Annotated in this window: 23 protein-coding genes and 1 pseudogene; 17 read left to right on the top strand and 7 right to left on the bottom strand. The window is 64.7% G+C overall.

The genetic code is table 11. The annotated features are described in order from the left end of the window. A pseudogene (locus LXM94_RS12335) lies at nucleotides 1-388 on the top strand (chain-length determining protein); the annotation flags it as partial. Between the two features lie 21 nt (nucleotides 389-409). On the opposite strand, the gene LXM94_RS12340 reads toward LXM94_RS12335, so the two are convergent. Next, nucleotides 410-1,393 (bottom strand): AraC family transcriptional regulator, encoded by a 984-nt coding sequence (locus LXM94_RS12340; protein WP_235771679.1) that lies wholly within the window; start codon nucleotides 1,391-1,393, stop codon nucleotides 410-412. A gap of 81 nt (nucleotides 1,394-1,474) precedes the next feature. Here LXM94_RS12340 and LXM94_RS12345 point away from each other — a divergent pair, with 81 nt between their 5' ends. Beyond that, nucleotides 1,475-2,683, top strand: a complete 1,209-nt coding sequence (locus LXM94_RS12345; RefSeq protein WP_235771681.1) for an MFS transporter — start codon at nucleotides 1,475-1,477, stop codon at nucleotides 2,681-2,683. A 186-nt stretch (nucleotides 2,684-2,869) separates the two neighbouring features. On the opposite strand, the gene lepA is transcribed toward LXM94_RS12345, so the two are convergent. Continuing rightward, nucleotides 2,870-4,702: a translation elongation factor 4 gene (lepA, locus tag LXM94_RS12350; protein ID WP_235771688.1), complete on the bottom strand. Its 1,833-nt coding sequence runs from the start codon at nucleotides 4,700-4,702 to the stop codon at nucleotides 2,870-2,872. 62 nt (nucleotides 4,703-4,764) lie between these two features. Then, nucleotides 4,765-6,015, bottom strand: coding sequence for an MFS transporter (locus tag LXM94_RS12355; RefSeq protein WP_235771690.1), 1,251 nt, complete (start codon nucleotides 6,013-6,015; stop codon nucleotides 4,765-4,767). 118 nt (nucleotides 6,016-6,133) lie between these two features. Here LXM94_RS12355 and LXM94_RS12360 point away from each other — a divergent pair, with 118 nt between their 5' ends. From LXM94_RS12360 to LXM94_RS12380, 5 genes are all read left to right on the top strand, one after another. Next, nucleotides 6,134-6,718, top strand: coding sequence for a helix-turn-helix domain-containing protein (locus LXM94_RS12360; RefSeq protein WP_235771691.1), 585 nt, complete (start codon nucleotides 6,134-6,136; stop codon nucleotides 6,716-6,718). Between the two features lie 9 nt (nucleotides 6,719-6,727). Continuing rightward, nucleotides 6,728-7,267: a GNAT family N-acetyltransferase gene (locus LXM94_RS12365; RefSeq protein WP_235771693.1), complete on the top strand. Its 540-nt coding sequence runs from the start codon at nucleotides 6,728-6,730 to the stop codon at nucleotides 7,265-7,267. Between the two features lie 176 nt (nucleotides 7,268-7,443). After that, nucleotides 7,444-7,842, top strand: coding sequence for a hypothetical protein (locus LXM94_RS12370; protein ID WP_235771694.1), 399 nt, complete (start codon nucleotides 7,444-7,446; stop codon nucleotides 7,840-7,842). A gap of 206 nt (nucleotides 7,843-8,048) precedes the next feature. Continuing rightward, nucleotides 8,049-8,714 carry an OmpA family protein gene (locus LXM94_RS12375; RefSeq protein WP_235771695.1) on the top strand — a complete coding sequence of 222 codons (666 nt, stop codon included), beginning with the start codon at nucleotides 8,049-8,051 and terminating at the stop codon, nucleotides 8,712-8,714. 147 nt (nucleotides 8,715-8,861) lie between these two features. Beyond that, on the top strand, nucleotides 8,862-9,767 hold the full coding sequence (locus LXM94_RS12380; protein ID WP_235771696.1) for an EamA family transporter: 906 nt from the start codon (nucleotides 8,862-8,864) through the stop codon (nucleotides 9,765-9,767). A 91-nt stretch (nucleotides 9,768-9,858) separates the two neighbouring features. On the opposite strand, the gene LXM94_RS12385 is transcribed toward LXM94_RS12380, so the two are convergent. Next, nucleotides 9,859-10,326, bottom strand: a complete 468-nt coding sequence (locus LXM94_RS12385; RefSeq protein ID WP_235771697.1) for a group III truncated hemoglobin — start codon at nucleotides 10,324-10,326, stop codon at nucleotides 9,859-9,861. A 61-nt stretch (nucleotides 10,327-10,387) separates the two neighbouring features. Beyond that, a complete protein-coding gene (locus LXM94_RS12390) occupies nucleotides 10,388-11,227 on the bottom strand; it encodes a C40 family peptidase (RefSeq protein WP_235771698.1) in 840 nt (279 codons plus the stop codon). A gap of 114 nt (nucleotides 11,228-11,341) precedes the next feature. Between LXM94_RS12390 and mbfA the strand changes: the two genes are divergently transcribed. After that, nucleotides 11,342-12,325, top strand: a complete 984-nt coding sequence (gene mbfA, locus LXM94_RS12395; RefSeq protein ID WP_235771699.1) for an iron exporter MbfA — start codon at nucleotides 11,342-11,344, stop codon at nucleotides 12,323-12,325. Nucleotides 12,326-12,367: 42 nt separating this feature from the next. On the opposite strand, the gene LXM94_RS12400 is transcribed toward mbfA, so the two are convergent. Then, entirely contained in the window at nucleotides 12,368-12,976 is a 609-nt protein-coding gene (locus LXM94_RS12400) for a transglutaminase-like cysteine peptidase (RefSeq protein ID WP_235771700.1), read from the bottom strand. A 121-nt stretch (nucleotides 12,977-13,097) separates the two neighbouring features. Beyond that, nucleotides 13,098-13,922 carry an alpha/beta hydrolase gene (locus LXM94_RS12405; RefSeq protein WP_408015632.1) on the bottom strand — a complete coding sequence of 275 codons (825 nt, stop codon included), beginning with the start codon at nucleotides 13,920-13,922 and terminating at the stop codon, nucleotides 13,098-13,100. Between the two features lie 229 nt (nucleotides 13,923-14,151). Here LXM94_RS12405 and infC point away from each other — a divergent pair, with 229 nt between their 5' ends. The 9 genes from infC to pheT all read left to right on the top strand — a co-directional run bounded on the left by infC (nucleotide 14,152) and on the right by pheT (nucleotide 20,645). Continuing rightward, nucleotides 14,152-14,688 (top strand): translation initiation factor IF-3, encoded by a 537-nt coding sequence (gene infC / locus LXM94_RS12410; RefSeq protein WP_235771757.1) that lies wholly within the window; start codon nucleotides 14,152-14,154, stop codon nucleotides 14,686-14,688. Nucleotides 14,689-14,850: 162 nt separating this feature from the next. Further along, entirely contained in the window at nucleotides 14,851-15,132 is a 282-nt protein-coding gene (locus LXM94_RS12415; protein WP_235771703.1) for a hypothetical protein, read from the top strand. Nucleotides 15,133-15,470: 338 nt separating this feature from the next. Further along, nucleotides 15,471-15,674, top strand: a complete 204-nt coding sequence (gene rpmI, locus LXM94_RS12420; protein ID WP_004435490.1) for a 50S ribosomal protein L35 — start codon at nucleotides 15,471-15,473, stop codon at nucleotides 15,672-15,674. A 36-nt stretch (nucleotides 15,675-15,710) separates the two neighbouring features. Further along, nucleotides 15,711-16,115: a 50S ribosomal protein L20 gene (rplT, locus tag LXM94_RS12425; RefSeq protein ID WP_235771704.1), complete on the top strand. Its 405-nt coding sequence runs from the start codon at nucleotides 15,711-15,713 to the stop codon at nucleotides 16,113-16,115. Between the two features lie 99 nt (nucleotides 16,116-16,214). Continuing rightward, on the top strand, nucleotides 16,215-17,300 hold the full coding sequence (gene pheS, locus LXM94_RS12430; protein WP_235771705.1) for a phenylalanine--tRNA ligase subunit alpha: 1,086 nt from the start codon (nucleotides 16,215-16,217) through the stop codon (nucleotides 17,298-17,300). Between the two features lie 4 nt (nucleotides 17,301-17,304). After that, the gene (locus tag LXM94_RS12435; protein WP_235771707.1) at nucleotides 17,305-17,541 is read left to right on the top strand and encodes a DUF4160 domain-containing protein; all 237 of its coding nucleotides are present in this window, start codon (nucleotides 17,305-17,307) and stop codon (nucleotides 17,539-17,541) included. Beyond that, on the top strand, nucleotides 17,522-17,797 hold the full coding sequence (locus LXM94_RS12440; protein ID WP_235771709.1) for a DUF2442 domain-containing protein: 276 nt from the start codon (nucleotides 17,522-17,524) through the stop codon (nucleotides 17,795-17,797). The genes LXM94_RS12435 and LXM94_RS12440 overlap by 20 nt, the downstream gene beginning before the upstream one ends. A 5-nt stretch (nucleotides 17,798-17,802) precedes the next feature. Continuing rightward, nucleotides 17,803-18,222, top strand: a complete 420-nt coding sequence (locus LXM94_RS12445) for a GFA family protein (RefSeq protein WP_235771711.1) — start codon at nucleotides 17,803-17,805, stop codon at nucleotides 18,220-18,222. Next, complete coding sequence (gene pheT / locus LXM94_RS12450; protein ID WP_235771713.1) at nucleotides 18,219-20,645, top strand: phenylalanine--tRNA ligase subunit beta; 2,427 nt, start codon at nucleotides 18,219-18,221, stop codon at nucleotides 20,643-20,645. Before LXM94_RS12445 ends, pheT begins: the two co-directional genes overlap by 4 nt. Nucleotides 20,646-20,647: the final 2 nt, after the last annotated feature.

The raw sequence follows: 20,647 nt of genomic DNA on the forward strand, positions 1-20,647 counted from the left end.
CGGCGCCTCGCGCGACAGGCTGCATCACACCAACGAACTGCTCGCTTCGCCGGGCATGGCGCGGCTGGTCGAGGAGGCACGCAAGGCCTTCGACTATGTGATCGTCGATCTCGCGCCGCTCGGCCCGGTCGTCGATGCCAAGGCGTTCGAGCCGATGGCGGACGGTTTCCTTTTCGTCGTCGAATGGGGCCGCACCCCGGCACCGATGGTGCGCGACATTCTCGAGTCCGATGGCCGCATCAGCGCCAAGGTTCTGGGCGTCATCCTCAACAAGACCGACATGGCGGCGCTATCGCGCTACAGCGATTTCGGCGCTGCGGAAAAATACCGCCACCATTACGCGAAATATTATGTCGATACCGAAAGCCGGGAGACGCCCGCCGGATGACGCCTGAACGTTCCGCTCGGGCTATCGCGTCGCGGCGGGGCGGCCCGCGTCGGGTGTCAGGCGGGACCTGCCGGGCGGATAGCCGATGACCCGCTTGAAGGCGCGCGTGAACGCGGCCTGCGAGCTGAAGCCGAGTCTGCGGGCGGCGGTATCGATCGGCAGTTTGTCGCGGCGGAACCATTGCTCGGCAAGCCGCATGCGAAGCGCCAGCACGTAGCGCTGCGGCGTCGTGCCGGTCGCATCGACGAAACGCTTGGCAAAGACGGACCGTGAACTCCCCATGGCGGACGCCATCTCCGCCACCGTCCAGGCCCGTCCCGGATCGCGGTGCAGGGCGGCGATGACGCGGCCGAGACGCGGATCGCGCAGCGCCTCGATCCAGCCCGTGGCGTCGCCGCAGCCGCATTCGACCCAGCCGCGCACGATCGTCGCGGCGACGACGTCGGCGAGGCGGGCGAGGATGCCGGCGGAGCCGGCGCGCTCCTGCGCCATTTCCCGCTCCATCGCCTCGAGCAGCGGCATGATCTCCGGCTGACGGCCGAGCAGCGCACCGACCGACATCACCGCCGGCATGAGACCGATCAGCGGATGCAGCGTTTCCAGCTCGAACTCCATGCGGCCGGTGAAGACCAGAGTGTCCTTCGTCCGACAGGTGTCCGGCGCGCATTCCCGGATCGCGCAGACATCGCTGCACAGCCGCGTCGTCTCGTAGCTATCGAGCCCGCGCAGCGGCACGCCGGCCGCAGAAACCAGCGCATGTTCGTCGCCCCGCGGCAGGAGGACAGCGTCGCCGCAGGCAAGCGGCGTCAGCGTCCCGTCGGCCGCTCGCAGCAGAAGCGTGCCGGCGGCAATGAAATGGAAACGGGCCTCCGATCCGGCGGGAAACCGCACGCCGAACGGCGGAGCGAGCCGCAACTGGCCGTAGCTCGCGCCGCGCAGCCGCATACCGAGCAGCAGTTCGCTGACGGGGTCGACGGCGTCATTATGGGAGTTTCGATCAAGCATTCCGGATAAAATGGCATGGATCGTCTGGTAAATCCACCCATCTGCCGTATATGTGCACCGCAACAACGAAAGGATCTGCGGATGAGCGACAGGATAATCGGGGCGCAGGGCGCCACCGCTGGCGACCGGCCGAACTGGGGCGCCGTCTTTTCCATGAGCCTCGGCGTCTTCGGCCTGGTCGGGGCGGAGTTCCTGCCGGCAAGCCTTCTGACGCCCATGGCGGCCGAACTTGGCGTCAGCGAAGGCATGGCAGGCCAGGCCGTGACCGCGACGGCAGCCGTCGCGCTGGTCACCAGCCTCACCATCACCGTGGCGACGCGACGGATCGACCGGCGTTTCGTGCTGCTCGGATTCTCGCTGCTGCTGGTCCTGTCGAACCTGCTGGTGGCAATGGCGCCGAACCTGCCGCTGCTTCTCGCCGGGCGCATCCTGCTCGGCGTGGCGCTCGGCGGCTTCTGGACGCTTTCCGCCGCCACCATGATGCGGCTCGTCCCGGAGGCCTACGTTGCCCGGGCTCTCTCCGTCATGTTCTCCGGCGTCTCGGCTGCGACCGTCTTCGCAGCGCCTCTCGGAAGCTATCTCGGCGAGGTGGCGGGCTGGCGCAACGTCTTCATCGCGGCGGCGGTTCTCGGCGCCGTCGCCTTCTTCGTGCAGCTTGCGACGCTACCGTCGCTGCCGCCGCGCGGCCAGTCACGCTTCGGCACGCTGGTCGAGGTCCTGGCGCGCCCAGCCGTCGCCGTCGCCATGCTGGCGATCCTGCTCGTCTTCACCGGTCACTTCGCCTTCTTCACCTATATCCGGCCGTTCCTGGAAACCGTGACGCATGTCGGTTTTACCGGCGTCTCGGTCATCCTGCTCGGCTTCGGCATCGCGACCTTCTTCGGCAACTATCTCGGCGCCTTCCTGCTCGAGCGCTCGATGCGCCTGACGCTTGCACTGATGCCGCTCGTCATGGGAACGCTGGCGCTGCTGCTCGCCTTCTTCGGCGGAAGCCTGGCGGCCGACGCCGCAATGGTTGCGCTCTGGGGCCTGGTCTTCGGCGCCGTTCCGGTCGCCTGGTCGACCTGGATCACGCGGGCCGTGCCCGACGAGGCGGAAAGCGCCGGCGGTCTCTTCGTCGCAGCGATCAATTTCGCGATCGCCACCGGCGCCGCAGCCGGCGGCGCATTGGTTGACCTTGCCGGCGTCGGCACGGTCTTCGCGGCAAGCGGCGCCATCCTCATCGTCGCCGCGCTGATGATCGTGCTCGGCGTGCAGACGAAGCCGGCGGTCGCCGCGGAGGCTGTGTAGGGGGATAACCGGCGCAGGAATGGGCAGATCGTATTCCTGCGCCGACGCCGTTATCCCTTCGGCGGGAAGGGATCGTCGCCGTAGGAGTTCCGGTCACGGATGCGGCCGTTTTCTCCGTGGATCAGCATTTCCGGCGGATCCGGCGGAAGGTCAAATTCCAAGTAGGCTGTCTGGCCGCTCCGCCCCTCACTCATCCCCCATCTTGAGCGCCGCGATGAACGCTTCCTGCGGGATCTCCACCTTGCCGAACTGGCGCATGCGCTTCTTGCCGGCCTTCTGCTTTTCCAGCAGCTTGCGCTTGCGGGTGGCGTCGCCGCCGTAGCACTTGGCGGTCACGTCCTTGCGCAGCGCCGAGATGGTCTCGCGGGCGATCACGTTGCCGCCGATGGCGGCCTGGATCGGGATCTTGAACATGTGCTTCGGGATCAGTTCCTTGAGCTTCTCGCACATTTCGCGGCCGCGCTTCTCGGCGGCCATGCGGTGCACCATCATCGACAGTGCGTCGACCGGCTCGCCGTTCACCAGGATCGACATCTTCACCAGATTGCCTTCCTTGTGGTCGGTGATCTGGTAGTCGAAGGAGGCATAGCCCTTGGAGATCGACTTCAGCCGGTCATAGAAGTCGAAGACGACTTCGTTGAGCGGCAGGTCGTAGGTCAACATGGCGCGCGTGCCGACATAGGTCAGCTCGATCTGGATGCCGCGGCGGTCCTGGCAGAGTTTCAGGATGCCGCCGAGATAGTCGTCGGGCGTCAGGATCGTCGCGCGGATCCACGGCTCGTGGATTTCCGCGATTTTCACGACGTCCGGCATGTCGGCCGGATTGTGCAGCTCGCGCTCCGAGCCGTCGGTCATGAAGAGCTTGTAGACGACCGAGGGCGCGGTCGCGATCAGGTCGAGGTCGAACTCGCGCTCCAGGCGCTCCTGGATGATTTCGAGGTGCAGGAGGCCGAGGAAGCCGCAGCGGAAGCCGAAGCCGAGCGCAGCGGACGATTCCATCTCGAAGGAGAAGGACGCGTCGTTGAGGCGCAGCTTGCCCATCGCCGAGCGCAGGTCCTCGAAGTCGGCCGCATCGACCGGGAAGAGGCCGCAGAAGACCACCGGCTGGGCCGGCTTGAAACCCGGCAGGGCTTTCGCCGTCGGGCGCTTGTCCTCGGTGATCGTGTCGCCGACGCGCGTATCGGCGACTTCCTTGATCGAGGCGGTGATGAAGCCGATCTCGCCCGGGCCGAGTGAGTCCATCGCAACCATCTTCGGTGTCAGCACGCCGACGCGCTCGATGGTGTACTTGGCGTCCGTGCCCATCATGCGAATGGTCTGGCCCTTGCTGATCCGGCCCTCGATGACGCGCACCAGGACCATGACGCCGAGATAGGCGTCATACCACGAATCGACGAGCAGCGCCTTCAGCGGTGCCTTCTCCCCGCCCTCGCTTTTCGGCGCGGGCAGGCGGTTGACGATCGCTTCCAGCACATCCGGAATGCCGAGGCCGGTCTTGGCAGAGATCAGCACGGCGTCGGAGGCGTCGATGCCGATCACTTCCTCGATCTGCTCGCGGATGCGGTCCGGTTCGGCCGCCGGCAGGTCGATCTTGTTGAGCACGGTCACGAGCTCGTGGTTGTTGTCGATCGCCTGGTAGACATTGGCGAGCGTCTGCGCCTCCACGCCCTGCGACGCGTCGACGACAAGCAGCGAACCCTCGCAGGCCGACAGCGAGCGCGACACTTCATAGGCGAAGTCGACATGGCCGGGCGTGTCGATGAGGTTCAGCACATAGGTCTCGCCGTCGTTCGCCTTGTAGTGCAGGCGCACGGTCTGGGCCTTGATGGTGATGCCGCGCTCGCGCTCGATGTCCATCGAATCGAGCACCTGTTCCGACATCTCGCGCTCGGCTAGGCCGCCCGTCGTCTGGATCAGGCGGTCGGCGAGCGTCGACTTGCCGTGGTCGATATGGGCCACGATCGAGAAGTTGCGGATATGGTCGAGGGGCGTCGAAGAATTGGTGCTCATGCGCGCCATATAGCAGCGGGCAGGACGCCCGCAAAGCGGTAAATGAACCGTTGCGCGGCGCTCCAGGGGCTCTATTCCCGGGCGTTTCCGCCTTCGACGAGCGCGCCGGCATTGGGCACCTGCGCGCTCTTCACCTCGAAGCTCTCCCGCTCGCTCGCCGGCACCGTCTCGCGCCGGCGCAGGCGGGTGAGGACGAAGAGGCCGTAGGCGATCGCAACGACCATCGCGGCATAGATGAAGGTCTGCTGGCCGAGGACCGGCGTCAGCGCCGTTACCAACAACGGTACGACCGTCGCCGAGGTCGACCAGGCGACGAGCAGCGTCGAGGCGAGTGGCACGAAGTCCGCCGGGTCGGTGCGGTCGTTGGCATGGGCGTTGGCGATCGCATAGACCGTCTCGACCGCCCCGGCCCAGATCGCGAAGACCAGCATGAGCGGCACGAGATTGGCGAAGGACACACCGAGCGCCACGACGGCCGTGCCGGCAATGATGATGCAGGTGAGGATGAGGACGACACGGCGGTCGATGCGGTCAGACAGCGCGCCGAGCGGATACTGGACGAACATCAGTCCGAACTGCATGACGAACATCAGGAGCGCCACGTCCTGCTGGCCGACATCGTTCGTCGCGGCGTAGATCGGGGTGAATCCCTGAACGACCATGGAGAGCCCGCCGGCCGCGAGCACGCCGACGAGGGCGACCGGTGAATTGCGCCAGGCCATGGCGAGATCGACCGCGACGCGGGCGGGCGCCGGCGGCGTCGGCAGTCGGGTGAGTCCGATCGGCAGGAGGGCGATGGTGGTGAAGAAGATGGTGGCAAGCGGAACAGCGTTTCCCTCGACAGGCATCCGGCCGAAGGTCCAGGCGCCGACGCCGAGGCCGATGATATAGGCCATGTAGAAGAAGGACATGGCGCGGCCGCGCCAGTGATTCTCGCTCGCGTGGTTGAGCCAGCTCTGCGCGATGATGAAATTGGTGTTGCCGGCGACGCCGTAAAGCGTTCGTGCCAGGATCCAGAGAAGGGGGTTCACGCCCGTCGCGACGAGCAGCGCCGCCAGGATCACCAGGGCAAGCGAGCAGGAAAACGCCCGCGCATGGCCGACCCGCCGGATGACGGGACCGGCGATGACGCAGCCGACGAGGCCGCCGAAGGCGATTGCCGTCACCGCGGCGCCCGGCACGAAATCGGGGACGCCAGCACGCGATAGAATGAAGGGCACATAGGCGAGCATCAGGCCGTTGCCGATCGCAACCGACGTCATCGATACGACGATGGCGGTAATGGAAAAGAGCGAGGGGCCGCCCGCGGTCGGTTGCGTCATGGGATTCGTCCTGTTTCAGCCGCCATAGTAGAGTGTGATGCCGCTGCGTTGTCGCTGCAGCGGCATCACCCAAAATTTTCCTGTGTGCCTTGACTCCATTATGAGATCAGTAAATTCTATGATAATGGAAAATCCAGAGCATGCCGTGGACGTTGAGATTGCCGAGCGGTTGCGTAGCCTGCGCACCGCGCAGAGCCTGACGATCGACCAGCTCGCCGAACGGTCGGGGGTCAGCCGGGCGATGATCTCGCGAGTCGAGCGGGGAGAAGCGAGCCCGACCGCCCAGCTTCTGTCGCGGCTCTGTACCGCGCTGGGGGAGACGCTGTCGGCGTTTTTCGCCTTCGGTCGGACGTCCGGCGACCCGCTGTCGCGCCGGGGCGACCAGCCGCTGTGGCGCGATCCGGAAACGGGCTACGAGCGTCGCGCCGTCTCGCCCGCCGGAACGGTGTCGCGGGTCGAGGTGGTCGAGGTCGCGTTTCCACCGGGCGGGCGCGCCGCCTTTCCGCCGGAAACGGCGAAAGAGGGCATGACGCAGCATATCTGGCTCTTCGCCGGCATGCTTGAAATGACGGTCGCCGGCACGACCCATCGGCTTCAGGCCGGCGATTGCCTCTTCATGAGCATCACAGAGGGGCATGTCTTTCACAATCCCGGCGAGGCAACGGCGCATTACGCCGTCATCCTCGATCGCGGCAGATCCTGAGGGCACGGAATGGCCATGGTTCGACTGCTCGACGCCAGGGAGACGGAGGCGCGTGTCGGCGAACTCTGCACGGTGCTCGCCGATTGCGTCGCCGGCGGGGCTTCCGTGGGTTTCATGGCACCCTATGGTCCGACGGAGGCCCTTCCATTCTGGCAGGGTGTGGCGCAGGCCGTGGCGCAGGAGGCCGTCCTGCTGTTCGTGGCGGAGGAGGAGGGGCGTATCGTCGGCACGGTGCAGCTCGGCATCGCCCTGCCGCCGAACCAGCCTCATCGGGCGGACCTCAAGAAGCTGCTGGTCCTGGAGGCGGCGCGTGGCCGCGGCCATGCCCGGGCGCTGATGGCGGCTGCCGAAACGGAAGCGGCTCGCCGCGGGCGTTTCGTGCTCGTGCTCGATACGGCGACCGGCAGCCCGGCGGAAGCGATCTACGAGAGGCTGGGCTGGCAGCGCGTCGGCATTATTCCCGACTATGCGCTTTATCCCGACGGCCGCTATTGTGCGACGACGTTGTTCTACAAGAACCTGGGGACGGTCGCCACCGCAGCAGCCTGAGCGCGGCATTTGCTATAAATGATTGTACCGTCTCCATTTTGCAGCTTTCGGAGGAGCGAACGACCAGCGCGGACCCCTGCCGGACCCGATCGGCTTGCGGACGGTCATTCCGGGTCGTCCGCCGGCGTGCTACGCCTGACGACGCGGACGCGCCGTCCGTTTCTATGGGGATCAACATGAAGAGAAGTTTTGCTGCTGCCGGGCGGTGGGCCGGCCGCCTTCGTCTTGCCGTCATTTGCCTTGCAGCGGTTGCCGGTACAGCGGCCGGTGCGCAAGCGTCGGATGTCACGTTCGTCATGCGCAACAACCACCCGAATGCCGTCGAGGTCGAGCTTTACAGCCAGGACCGGGATCACGTCTGGCCCGGGAACGGCGAGATCTACTATCTCGATGACGGCGAGGCGAAGGAGATGTCGCTTGCCTGCGAAGAGGGAGAAAAGATCTGCTATGGTGCCTGGGTGTCCGGCGACAAGGGAACCTACTGGGGCACTGGGCCGAACAATGCCGATGCCTGCGACGATTGCTGCTATACCTGCACCGGCGGCAACACGGAGACGATCGATCTCGTCGAATAGGGATGCGAACATTCCCGCTTTGCCCCGCGCGGCAAAGCGGGGCGTATCTCCGGGAGCCGGTCCGTTCGCCGGGCGGGATTTCGCGCCGCGTTCCGGCCGCCGTCGCGTTTCCTGAGGAAAATGCCAGGTGGCCCCGGCTCTTCCACCGTGTTGCCTCAATCGCCAGGTTGAAGCAGAATCATCTGGAAACCTCGGGGACCGTCGTCATGCACAAGAAGTTCGCCATCGCAGCCGTCGCTGCCGTCTATCTGTCCGGTTGCACGACAACCGATCCCTATACGGGTGAGCAGAAGATGTCGAATACGGCAGGCGGCGCGCTGATCGGCGCGGGTCTCGGCGCCGCGACCGGACTGCTGGTCGGCAACAACCCGGTGCAGCGCCGCAATGCCGCCCTGATCGGCGCCGGCGTCGGCGCGCTCGCCGGCGGCGCCATCGGCAATTACATGGACAACCAGGAATCGGAACTCAGGGCGCAACTGCAGGGCACCGGCGTCTCGGTAACGCGCGTGGGCGACCGCATCGTGCTCAACATGCCGTCGAACATCACCTTCGCCACCGATCAGGACCAGGTGATCCCGCCCTTCTACCCGACGCTCGATTCCGTCGCGATCGTGCTGCGCAAGTTCGACAAGACGTTGATCGATGTCGACGGCCACACGGATTCGACCGGCAGCCCAGGCTACAACCAGGCACTTTCCGAACGCCGTGCCGGCAATGTCGCAAGTTATCTCGCCGCGCGCGGTGTCGACCAGCGGCGCATGTCGGCCATGGGCTACGGCCAGGAACGGCCGATCGCCTCGAACGGCGACGAGGCGGGACGTGCGCAGAACAGGCGTGTGGAGATCGCGATCTCGCCGCTGCGCCAGGGCTGATCCTGCCCCGATTCGGGCGGGGCGCCCGTCGCCTTGCCCGACCCATGGCGGTATGGATCAGCTTTTTTGAAGCAAAGACTGATAACTATCAATTTGCTACGAGACCTCCGCTCGGCTACGGCTGCGTCAGCAAAAGGGGGGAGGCTCATGACGGAACAACAGGCAAGCGTTGCCGCCTTGGACGGCGGCGAGATCGGCGGACCGGGCCGGACCACGCTCATCGGCGGTGTGGCCCTCTGCCTGCTCTCCATGTCCTCTATCCAGGTCGGCTCAGCCCTCTCAGTCACGGTGATGGCCGCCTACGGCCCTTCAACGACCACCTTCTTCCGCCTCGCGATCGCCGCCGGCATCCTTGCCGTGATCGTCCGGCCGCCGATGCGGCGTTCCAGCCGCGCACAGTGGAAAAGTGCCCTGTCGCTCGGCGTCGCCATGGCCGGTATGACGCTTTGCTTCTTCTCGGCGATCGAGCGCATTCCACTTGGGCTCGCGGTGGCGATCGACTTCCTGGGGCCGCTTGCCGTTGCCACGGTCGCGCTCGGTGCCGGCTGGCGGCTTGTGTGGCCGTTCGCAGCCCTCGTCGGCGTCGTGCTGCTCTCGCATGACGGTGCGGGCTGGACGGGTGATCCCGTCGGTATCCTTTTTGCGCTCGGCGCTGCGACCGGTTGGGGCAGCTATATCGTGCTCATGAAGAGGTCGGGTACTCTCTTCAAGGGGCTCGATGGTCTGTCGGTATCGCTGCTGGTCGCGGCTGTCGCGGCCGCTCCCTTCGGTCTCGCGGGCGCCGGCGAGGTCATGACGCCGGATGGCCTTGGCACCATGCTCGGACTGGCGCTCCTCGTGCCGCTGTTGCCCTATGCGCTGGAGATGATCGCATTGCGCCGCATGCCGATGTCCGTCTTCGGCATCTTTATGAGCCTTGAGCCCGCGCTTGGCGCGCTGGCCGGCTTCCTCGTGCTGGGGCAGGCGATGACCCCGCTGCAGATGCTCGGAACGGGCCTCGTCGTCGCGGCAAGCGCCGGGGTCACGAGCAGCGGCTCGCAACAGCAGGCCTGAACCGCATCGCGATCCTTCATCAGGTTCTCGCGCCGTATTCAGGTCGCTGATTTCACCCTGTCGGTATGGCGGCACAGCACGCCGGCCCGCCTCAGGCCGGCCGGCGTGCGGGGTCGTCGTCTGCCGGATTGTAGAAGAGCGAGAGCACGAGGCTCTTCGCGATGCGTTCCGCCGTCGCCATGAACCATTCCTTGGCCTCGGGCGTCGGAGCGATATCGTCGAGCGTTGCGGCGAAGAGGCCGAGCCAGGCCTCGAAGAGGGGCGGGTTGAGGCCTGCCACCCCCTGATGCGCCATGACCGGCTTGCCGCCATAGCCGCCGTCCTTGAAGGCGACCGCCGACCAGAAGCGCTGCATTTTTTCGAGATGTTCCGGCCAGCGGCCGTCAAGTCGGGCGTCGAAGATGGGGCCGAGTTCGGCGTGCTGGCGCACGCGGCCATAGAACGTGTCGACGAGCAACGGGATGAAACCGGCACCGACGCCGATCGCCGCCATGTCGGCGGCGGCCTTGGCGCGGATTGCCGCGAAATGCGTCTGCCTGTCTGGTGTCGTTTCGGTCATGGAACCGGCATAGCGGTGATCGGCCCGCCGATGCAAGCCGCGGATTGTCGCGCCGGCCGGTTCACTTTTCGGGGACCGTGTCGTCGTCCTGCCGCCCGCTCCAGGACAGCAGCTTGTAATCGAAGCCGTATTCCAGCGTCGGCTTGACGATCTCGAAATAGGGCGAGAGGTCGAAGTCGCGCGGCGTGTAGAGCGAGTGGTGGCGGATGTGCAGGATTTCCGCCCGGGAGTAGGTCGATGTCGCCGCCGCCCGGCCCGGCGCGCGGATCACATCGGGCAGGATCGGATAACGGATCTCGCCGAAGGCTTCGGCAAGCAGCGTGGAGCAAATCGCCCGCGTCGGATCGCCCGAGCCGAAGGCGATCATCCGCCGGCGCCAACGCACCGGAACCGGCGGTGTCGGCAGGAAGTAGCGCAGCATGTCGAGGACGTTCTTGAGGTCGTATTTCAGGCCGAGCTTCGACACCAGGAAAGCGATGAGACGGTCCCGATCCTCGGGTGTGAGGCCGACAGGGCGGCAGATCCGTGTGTTGTAGGTTCGGTATTTGGAGAGAGGCACGGCCACGCAGCCTTCACCGAGATTGACCTCGATCAGTTGCGGCCGCTCCGTCGCCGGAAGGGTGGCCTGATCGATCGTCAGCGGGATCTCGTCGCCGACGAAGAGCGCGGCATGTGACCAGGTTGACTGCGTCAGATACTTGATGGCGGCTGAGACCTTCTGGTTGCCTTCGACGAGCAGCACGTCACCCGGCCTCAAGGTGCGGGCGAGCGTCTGGGGATCGGACGGCGTATAGGGCTCGTAGCCGGAGGTCTGTTTCAGGAGCCGCGCGGCGACATGGCTGCCGAGCCGGTCGAGCAGCGTATCCCGGCTCGTGGAAAGCGGTCTGATGATGGCACTCACGCCGGCCTCGCCTTGTTGCGACGCGCGACACTTTAGCCAGACGAACCACATCCGTCGAGCTTGACCGAATGCGATCGCCTTCCTATTTTAGAATTATTCTAAAAAGGTATCCCCATGTTTTCGCGCCTGTTCCGTCCCCACAAACGCCCGCTCGAATCGCTCAGTGAACAGGAGGTGCTCGCGCTCGCGATTTCCTCGGAGGAGGACGACGGACGAATCTACCTCGCCTATGCCGATGCGCTGCGCGAACAGTTCCCGAACTCGGCCCGGGTCTTCGAGGACATGGCGGAGGAGGAAAGCCGCCACCGGCAGATGCTGATCGACCGGCACGTGCGGCGCTTCGGAAACCGCATACCGCTGATAAGGCGGGAGCATGTCCGCGACTTCCCCGAGCGCAAGCCCGACTGGCTGGTTGGGACCATGCCGATCGGAAAGGCACGCGAGCAGGCAGAGGCAATGGAGGACGCGGCGCATCGCTTCTATCTCGCCGCGGCGGCGAGAAGCGAGGATGCCGAAACGCGCAAGCTGCTGGGGGATCTCGCCATCGCGGAAAAGGCGCATGAAACGCTCGCCCGAAGACTGGGCGAAGAGCACACGCCGGACGCCGTGAAGGATGCGGAGAGCGAGACGGCGCGCCGGCAGTTCGTGCTGACCTACGTGCAGCCGGGCCTCGCCGGTCTCATGGACGGCTCGGTCTCGACGCTCGCGCCGATCTTCGCGGCCGCCTTCGCCACGGGCGATACATGGCAGACCTTTCTGGTCGGGCTGTCGGCCTCGGTCGGCGCCGGCATCTCGATGGGTTTCACGGAGGCGGCGCATGACGACGGCAGGATTTCCGGACGCGGATCGCCCGTCAAGCGGGGGCTCGCTTCAGGCATCATGACGGCCATCGGCGGCCTCGGCCATGCGCTGCCCTATCTCATCCCGCATTTCGCACTTGCGACGGGGATTGCCATCGCGGTGGTGTTCATCGAACTGTGGGCGATCGCCTTCATCCAGAACCGGTATATGGAAACGCCCTTCCTCAGGGCGGCGTTCCAGGTCGTGCTGGGCGGCGGACTGGTACTGGCAGCCGGTGTGCTCATTGGCAACGCGTGACGATGGCCGATCCTTGCGGCGGGACTGCCGCGATGCCGGCCGCTATTTGCCGACGGCCGAAACCATCATCGTATCGCCGTTCTCGATCGAGACCCAGCGGCCGGCGTGGAAGGAGGCCTGACGCTTCAGGTAGCGATAGGGCGTGTCCGACCAGAGCTTCACATCGTTCTCGAGATTGTCGAGGATGAAATCGCCCTCGGACGTACGAACCGTCAGGACCGCGTGGCCTTCGCCATCCGGCTTGCGCACGACGGTAATGAGCAGGTCGGCGGCGGAGAAGCCGCGTTCCATCAGCTTCTTGCGCTTGAGAAGAACGAAGTCCTCGCAGTCGCCCGCCCCGTCCGGATAGGCCCAGAGCTCGTCCTGGCCGACGAGATCCTTGTCGGTCATCGGCGTGATGGCGCGGTTCACGGAAATATTGATGTCGCGCACGGCGTTCCAGCCGGCCCCGGTCAGGTGTGCGGGCGCAACCCGGCGCGTCGTCGGGCCGCACTCGCTGCGATTGGTCTTGCAGAACTCGTAGTGGCCGATCGGCTGGGACGTGACGGCGCCTGTCTGCATCGACAGCGGTGCCGGAAAAGCGATGGTGGACGTCACAAGCCAAGCGGCAACTGCCGTCATAGCAGCTCGAGCACCAATCATTCGCGCCATGAAACGTCCCCTGAATTCTTAACAAAACGTTAAATTTTTCGGGGCGCCTTCGTCAATCATCATAATTGGCGAGACGAGATTATGGTTAAGAGCTGTTGCGTCAGCGCCGCAACGTCCGGAATCAGGGTATTTTCGACGTTGCAAGCGTCTCGATCACGGACAGCATCCGTTCGATGTCCTCCGGACGGGACAGACGGTGATCGCCGTCGCGCACGAGCGTCATGACCACGTCATCGCCGACAAGGTGCTCCATCAGCGTCATCGCATGCTGATAGGGCACGTCGGGATCGAGCATGCCCTGCAGGATGTGGACCGGGCAGCCGGTATCGATTGTGCCGTCCAGAACGCGGTTCGCGCGGCCGTCCTCGATGAGCTTCAGCGTATAGATGTTCGGGTCCGGTCCGTAGGGCGTCGGCTCCTCGAAGAAGCCGCGCTCGGCGAGAGAAGTGCGTTCCGCCGCCGTCAGGTTCGGTTCGATCAGTTCGGAGGTGAAGTCGGGCGCGGGTGCGATCAGCACCAGGCCGCGCAGATGATCGGCGAGGCCTCTTGCGCGCAATTCGGCGACGGCGCGCAGCGCGATCCAGCCGCCCATCGACGAGCCGACGAGAATCATCGCGCGGGTCGCAAGCGCGCCGCGGGCGTGGTCGATGACGAAAAGCGCCTCCTCGAGCCAGCGCGAAATCGTTCCGTCGGCGAAGGCGCCGCCCGAGGCGCCATGCCCCGAATAGTCGAAGCGGATGCAACCGGTGCCGAGCCGCTCCGCAAGCCGCGCCAGTTCGACGGCCTTCGTCCCCGTCATGTCGGACCGGTAGCCGCCGAGCCAGACGAAATGGGGAAGGTCGTTGCCGGTCCTGGGGGGCGTCAGCCGAAGAGCGATGTCCCGCGCGCCCGCATCCTCTCCGACCGTCACGTTGCGTGTGCCTGCCTCTGTTTCCATGCCCCTCATTCCCGAAACGTTCCCGGTCGGCGGCCTTTGGTCGCGACCCGCTGTGTTTGTCCTGCCTCCTTAATGCGACTTGCCCGCCAGAGGGTGATTTTTTCAATATGACGTGCTATTGACTTCGCCAAGGCGATACCGACATTGCCGCCACAGGCTACGAAGGTGGCGCGGCGAGGCGGAAACGCCATGCAGGCATTTCAGACTTCTATCCGAAACAGTCGAGGAGAATACGACCATTCGCAGACCCTATAAAGCGGACGCCCCGGTCAAGGACGGACCGCGTTCAAACAAGGAAATCCGGATTCCCCGGATTCAGCTTATCGATGCCGACGGTACCAACCATGGCATCGTTCCCACGGACCAGGCCCTCAAAATGGCGGAGGACGCCGGCCTTGATCTCGTGGAAATATCTCCGAACTCCGATCCGCCGGTGTGCAAGATCCTTGATCTGGGCAAGTTGAAATACCTCAACCAGAAAAAGGCAGCAGAAGCGCGCAAGAAGCAGAAGATCGTCGAGATCAAAGAGATCAAGATGCGCCCCAACATCGACACCCACGACTACGAGGTGAAGATGAAGGCGATGAACCGTTTCTTCGAGGATGGCGACAAGGTCAAGGTGACGCTGAAGTTCCGCGGCCGCGAGATGGCGCACCAGGAACTCGGCATGAAGCTTCTGCTGCAGGTCAAGGAAGACACGCTCGAGGTGGCCAAGGTGGAGGCCGAGCCGAAGCTCGAGGGCCGCCAGATGATGATGGTCCTGGCTCCAAAGTGATTGGCGGCCCTGCATGGCAGCGTCGGAGCAGCCGCCCCCAAGAGGGGCGGCTTTTTCGTTGGCGCGTCGGCGTCGTCTTTATCTGTGATGCGAAGCACTTTGAATTGTAAAGGCGGAGGCAGCGGAAAAATATAGTTGCCTAAATTAGAATAAAGTAGAATATTGAGCCGCGGCAAAAAACCTGCGGCGGGCGAGGGGCGCGGCAGGCGGAGCGGGAAACGCCACGGTGGCGAAACAAGCGCCAACAGAGGGAAGGAGCTGGCAATGCCGAGAATCTCCAGAATACTGACAGTCGCGTGCCTTGGAATCGCATATCTGATCGCAACGCCTTTCGTATCTTTCGTCGCGTTCGATGACGGCCATTCGGGCAAGGCCTTTGCCGACAAGCGCGACGTCGGCCACAAGCCCGGCGACAAGGGCAAGCAGGATACCGGCAAGGGCTGAAGCCCTGTGACTGCCGAAGACCAAACCTCGCTTAGACTGGTGTTGTGGCTTGGCTCAAAGATCGGTGAAACCAATACTTTGCGGCCCAAGTCCTGAGTCGACGACTGCGAGCGCCGGAAAAGACGCCATTTTCAGAAAACGGATTTGAAGCTGCCCGTCGGGCAGCTTCTTTTATATGGCCGGCCAGCGGCCGCCGTTTCATGAATCCGGTTGCGCTTTTCGGGGACTTCGGTTACAAGCCCCCGTCCGAACGGTCCGGCAGGGCATGCCGTGGCCGTTCTTTACGCTGGGGATCGGCACGTCTTCCGATCCCGCAATCAAGAAAACGGAGTAGCAAAATGCCCAAGATGAAGACGAAGTCGTCTGCCAAGAAGCGGTTCAAGATCACCGCGACCGGCAAGGTGCGCGCAGCCGCTGCAGGCAAGCGCCACGGCATGATCAAGCGGTCCAACAAGTTCATTCGCGACGCGCGCGGAACCATGGTTCTGGCCGAGCCCGATGGCAAGAAGGTGGTCAAGAACTACCTGCCGAACGGTCTCTGAGACGTCTGGCGATTTGGATCATAAGGAGATCATGACATGGCACGTGTAAAACGCGGCGTAACCGCCCACGCCAAGCACAAGAAGACACTGAAGGCCGCCAAGGGTTTCTACGGCCGCCGCAAGAACACCATCCGCGCCGCCAAGGCCGCCGTCGATCGCTCGATGCAGTATGCAACGCGCGACCGCCGCGTGAAGAAGCGCAATTTCCGCGCGCTTTGGATCCAGCGCATCAACGCCGCCGTCCGCGAGCATGGCCTGACCTATGGCCGCTTCATAGACGGTCTCAACAAGGCCGGCATCGAAGTCGACCGCAAGGTTCTGTCCGACATGGCGATCCATGAGACGGCTGCCTTCGGCGCTCTCGTCGAAGCCGCCAAGAAGGCGCTGGCCTACCTCAAGGACGCCGGTACCGAGAACGAGTTTGAAAGCGCGGTCCGTTAAGCCAGCGCTTCCCAGGTTTTTTCGCCTCTAGAATTGGGAAACCCGCGCTGGCAGGGCCGGCGCGGGTTTTTCTTTGACCCGCCAATGGATTTTCACCCGATGTCCGATCTCGTCGAACTGAAAGAAACCCTGTTCTTGGAAATCAACGCCGCCGCGGACGAGGCGGCCATTGAAGCCGTTCGCGTCGGCGCGCTCGGCAAGAAGGGCTCGATTTCCGAACTCCTGAAGACGCTCGGCACGATGACGCCCGAGGACCGCCAGACCCGCGGCGCGGCGATCAATGCGCTGAAGACCGAGGTGACCGAGGCGATCGCCTCCCGCAAGACGGAGCTCCGCGATGCGGCAATCGAGGCGCGGCTGAAAGCGGAGACGGTGGACGTCAGCCTGCCGGTCCGCTCCTCGCCCGCCGAGCGCGGCCGCATCCATCCGATCAGCCAGATCGTCGACGAGATCACCGCGATCTTCGCCGACATGGGCTTCTCGATCGCCGAAGGTCCGGACATCGAGACGGACTACTATAACTTCACGGCGCTGAACTTCCCCGAGGGCCATCCGGCCCGCGAGATGCACGACACGTTCTTCTTCCCTCCGGACGAAAACGGCGAGCGCAAGGTGTTGCGCACGCACACGTCACCGGTGCAGGTCCGCACGATGGAGGCCGGTGCGCCGCCGATCCGCATCATCATCCCCGGCAAGACCTATCGCCAGGACTCGGACGCCACCCATTCGCCGATGTTCCACCAGGTCGAAGGCCTCGTGGTCGACAGGACCGCGAATGTCGCCAACATGCGCTGGGTGCTGGAGGAGTTCTGCAAGGCCTTCTTCGAGGTCGACAGCGTCACGATGCGCTTCCGCCCGTCCTTCTTCCCCTTCACCGAACCGTCTTTCGAGGTCGACATCCAGTGCGACCGCTCGTCCGGCCCGATCGTCAAGTTCGGCGAGGGTACCGACTGGATGGAAATTTTGGGCTGCGGCATGGTGCACCCGAACGTGCTGCGCGCCGGCGGTCTCGACCCCGACGAATACCAGGGCTTTGCCTGGGGCATGGGTCTCGACCGCATCGCCATGCTGAAATACGGCATGCCGGATCTGCGCGACTTCTTCAACGCCGACGTCCGCTGGCTCAGCCACTACGGCTTCCGCCCGCTCGACATGCCGACGCTGTTCGGGGGTTTGAGCGCGTAGGATCATGCCAACACTCCTGATCTGGCACGGCCACAAGTTTCGGTTCTATGCCCTGGATCGGGGGGAGCCACCCCACGTTCATGTCGTCAAGGACGGCAAGTCGTTGAAGGTTTGGCTGGAGCCGGTGGCCGTTGCGCGGCGTATTGGATACAATGATCGGGAAATCGAACGGCTGCTGACGGTCATCGCTCAACACCGAAACGAATGGATCGAGGCGTGGAATGACTTCTTTGGAGTTTGAAACCGAGGAAATGCGTCCGGTGAAGGCATGGTGCACGGAAGAAGAAGTGCATGTGACGCTTGCGGATGGACGCACGATTTCCACTCCGCTCTGGTGGTATCCGTTCTTGCATGGTCTCGATGCGAACGGGCTCAACGAAATCGAGCTCATGTATGAGGGCATCTGGTGGTCGCGGGTCGATGAGGGGATTTCGGTGAAGAGCATGTTCCTCGGCCGGAAGGCTCCCGGAGCGCGCGCACCCGGGAAGGCAGCATAACAACCATGTCCCAACACACAGGCGGATGCCGTTGCGGCGCGATTCGTTTCGAGGTCGCGGGCGCGCCGGTCCACATCAGTTACTGCCACTGCGGCGACTGCCGTCGCGCAAGCGGTGCGCCGCTATCCGCCTTCGTCGGTTTCAGGGCCGCCGACTTGACGTTTCACGGCGCAAAAGGTGCCGCCTATGGCGAGGCGCCTGTCGAGCGCCGTTTCTGCGCCACCTGCGGCTCGCCGATCTCCTATGCCGATGCGCGCCTTGACGGTCAGATTTTCCTGATGCTCGGCGCCATGGACCGGCCGGAGGACTATGTGCCCACGGTTCACGGCTACACGCGGGAAAAGTTGCCTTACCTACATATCGATGACGGTCTGCCACGCAGGGAAACCACCACCGTGCCGAGACCCGAAGGAGAAAACCGATGAAATTCACCCTCTCCTGGCTCAAGGATCACCTCGAGACCGATGCCACGCTCGACGCCATCTGCGCGCGCCTGACGGCGATCGGCCTCGAGGTGGAGGACGTCGACGACAAGGCGGCCTTCAGGCCCTTCGTCATCGCCAGGGTCGTCTCCGCCGAGCAGCATCCGAATGCCGACAAGCTGCGCGTCCTGATGGTCGATACCGGCAGGGGCGATCCGGTCCAGGTCGTCTGTGGCGCGCCGAATGCCCGCACGGGTCTCGTCGGTGCCTTCGCGGCCCCCGGCACCCACGTTCCGGGCATCGACGTCACGCTTTCGGTGGGCACCATCCGCGGCGTCGAGAGCCGCGGCATGATGTGCTCGGAGAAGGAACTGGAAATCTCCGACAACCATGATGGCATCATCGACCTGCCCGAGGACGCGCCGGTCGGGACAAGCTATGCCGCCTATGCCGGCCTCGACGATCCGGTCATCGAGATCAACCTGACGCCGAACCGCCCTGACTGCACGAGCATTTTTGGTATTGCCCGCGATCTCGCCGCCTCCGGACTCGGCACGCTGAAGGCGGCGAAGCCGCCGTCCTTCCCGGTCGAAGGCGAAACGCCGGTCAAGGTGAGACTCGATCTCGGCGGCGACGACCATCTCTGCCCCGGCTTCGCGCTCCGCCTCGTGCGCGGCGTGAAGAACGGCCCGAGTCCGCGCTGGATGCAGCAGCGGCTGATCGCCATCGGCCTTCGCCCGATCAATGCGCTCGTCGACATCACCAACTACATGACCTTCGAGCAGGGGCGCCCGCTGCACGTCTTCGACGCGGCGAAGGTCAAGGGCAATCTCGTCGTGCGCCGCGCGGCGGAAGGCGAGACGGTTCTGGCGCTCGACACGCGCGAATATACGCTCAACCCCTCGAATGTCGTCATCGCCGACGACAACGGCGTCGAATCGATCGGCGGCATCATGGGCGGCGAGCATTCCGGCTGCGACGCGGAGACCACCGACGTGCTGATCGAATCGGCGCTCTGGGACCCGATGAACATCGCCAGGACCGGCCGCGCGCACGGCATCATCACCGATGCGCGCTACCGCTTCGAGCGCGGCGTCGATCCGGAATACATGGTGCCCGGCCTCGAGCGCGCCACCGAACTGGTGCTGGAGCTCTGCGGCGGCACGGCGGCGAAGACCGACGTCGTCGGCTACAAGGGTTATGACGCCAAGGTCGTCGACTTCCCCTTCTCGGAGGTCAAGCGCCTGACCGGCCTCGAGGTTTCGTCCGAAGAGAGCGTGGACATCCTCACCCGCCTCGGCTTCACGGTTTCGGGCTCCGGCGAGCGCGTCTCCGTCGCGGTTCCCTCCTGGCGTCCGGATGTGGACGGAAAGGCGGACCTCGTCGAGGAGGTCATGCGCATCCACGGCGTCGACAACATTCGCCCGGCGCCGCTCGAAAGCCATGGCGCGGTCAACGGCCGGATTCTCACGACGCTGCAGATCCGCTCGCGGCTCGCCAAGCGGGCGCTGGCAGCCCGCGGCATGATGGAGGCCGTCACCTGGTCCTTCATCCCCAAGGCCCATGCCGAGTTCTTCGGCGGTGGTGCGCCGTCGCTTTCGCTGTCGAACCCGATCGCATCGGACATGTCCGACATGCGGCCCTCGCTGCTGCCGGGCCTGCTTTCGGCCGCGCAGCGCAATGCCGACAAGGGTTATGGCGACGTCGCGATCTTCGAGGTCTCCGGCACCTACGAGAGCGACCGGCCGGAAGGCCAGCGCCGTGTTGCCGGCGGTATCCGCCGCGGCACGGCGTCGCTCAGCGGATCCGGCCGCCTCTGGTCGAATGTGGCGAAGGGCGGCGGCAAGCCGGTCGACGTCTATGACGCCAAGGCCGATGCGCTTGCGGTGATCGAGGCCTGCGGCCTGCCGATGGGCAATGTCCAGATCGAGCCCGGCGCACCCGGCTGGTACCATCCGGGCCGCTCCGGCACGATCAAGATGGGTCCGAAGATCGTGCTTGGCACTTTCGGCGAATTCCATCCGAAGGCGCTCGGCGCCCTCGACGTCTCCGGTGCGCTTTGCGGCTTCGAGATCTATGTCGATGCCATGCCGGAGCCGAAGAAGAAGGCGACGCGCACCAAGCCGGCGCTCGACCTCTCGCCCTTCCAGGCCGTCCGGCGCGACTTCGCCTTCGTCGTCGACAAGACGGTGGACGCCGGCGCCATCGTGCGTGCCGCGACGGGTGCCGACCGCAAGCTGATCAACGCCGTCAGCGTTTTCGACGTCTTCGAGGGCGCCTCGCTCGGTGAGGGCAAGAAGTCGGTCGCTATCGAGGTCGTCATCCAGCCCACCGACAAGACGCTGACCGACGAAGACTTCGAGGCGCTGACGGCAAAGATCGTCGGCAATGTGGTGAAAACGACGGGCGGCATCTTGCGCGCCTGACG

Origin of the sequence: Rhizobium alarense, assembly GCF_021555155.1 — a bacterium.
Classification (GTDB): Bacteria; Pseudomonadota; Alphaproteobacteria; order Rhizobiales; family Rhizobiaceae; genus Rhizobium_D; species Rhizobium_D alarense.